This is a genomic window from bacterium (assembly GCA_030697795.1).
Classification (GTDB): Bacteria; Patescibacteriota; Minisyncoccia; order JACQLN01; family JACQLN01; genus JACQLN01.
The window spans coordinates 1-1,207 of sequence record JAUYOV010000008.1 but is presented as its reverse complement, the minus strand read 5'-3'; the positions used below and the strand labels follow the sequence as shown (position 1 = coordinate 1,207).

Below are 1,207 nucleotides of genomic sequence, written 5' to 3'. Positions count from 1 at the left end.
GTGGATCGTATTGAAACTCTCATCGGGAGAGTATTTTTTATTTCATCTGATGATGACCGGAAAATTATTACTTAATCCAAAAAACGAAAGCAAACACGACCGCTTAATTTTATATCTTTCTGGAAACACAAAATTAGTTTTCAATGATATCCGCAAATTCGGAAAATGCAGAATTACAGATTCTTTAAAAAATTTAGCAGGGCAGGACGCCTTGCAAATTTCTTTCCCCGACTTCAAAAAGTTAATTACAGTAAAAAACAGAAACATAAAAATTTTCTTGCTTGATCAAAAACATATTGCGGGCATTGGAAATATATACGCGGATGAAATTTTGTGGGAAGCCAGCATCCATCCCCTGCAAAAAACAAACACTCTTAAACATTTTGAAATTTTAAAACTTTTTAAATCTATCAAAAGAATTTTGAGGCTCGCTATAAAAAAAGGAGGTACAAGTTCGCGAGATTATAGGAAGCCGGACAACACTGAAGGACAGTACTATAAAATTAGAAAAGTATATCAGAGAACGGGAGAAAGTTGTGCGAAATGCGGTGGAATAATTCAGAGAATAGTTGTCGGAGGAAGGAGCACTCATTTTTGTCCAAAGCATCAGAAATAACTTCTTATTGTACTCCCTCGACAAGCTCGGGAAATAATTGCTGAGCCTGGAAGCATTACCCAAATTGTCGCTATTTTGAAAACCTGTCAATAGCGCAAACTGGCTAGTCTCTAAATATCTAAACCAAAAACCAAAAACCCTTCCGAGCAGAGGGGTTTTTGAATTGGAGCGTTGTAACTTTAATAAACCCTACTAATCGCTTATAAAGCTTTACTAAGGTTTACTAATCTTTAGTATTGTTTTTAAATCCAACTCAAGTCATTGCGAGCGATAGCGAAGCAATCTAACCAAGCAGATCATTCTGAACGAAGTGAAGAATCTCAGCCACTTATCCACAGAGGAACGGAACCAAGGGTATATAATAGATCCATGGCTGACAACGGTAAAAACGATTCCGTTTTTGGAGGCTTGTTACCTCTTTCCGAGGCGGCAGTTTTAGCCGGAACAACTCCGGACTATTTGCGTTATTTAATTTTTAAAAACAAGCTCCAAGGGCAAAAGTTTGGCAAGATTTGGTTCACTAGAAAAGAGTGGCTTCACGCCTATTTCAATCCTAAAGTTATCAAAACCAATCTCTCTAAAAACGGAAGC

Annotated in this window: 2 protein-coding genes; both read left to right on the top strand. The window is 37.2% G+C overall.

Annotation, left to right across the window (positions count from 1 at the left end; all coding sequences use genetic code 11):
• Positions 1-616, top strand: a 616-nt coding sequence (locus Q8Q95_04005) for a DNA-formamidopyrimidine glycosylase family protein (GenBank protein ID MDP3764756.1), incomplete at its 5' end; no start/stop codon positions are given.
• A 369-nt stretch (positions 617-985) separates the two neighbouring features.
• Positions 986-1,207 (top strand): hypothetical protein (locus Q8Q95_04000; protein ID MDP3764755.1); only part of this gene is annotated, 222 nt, incomplete at its 3' end.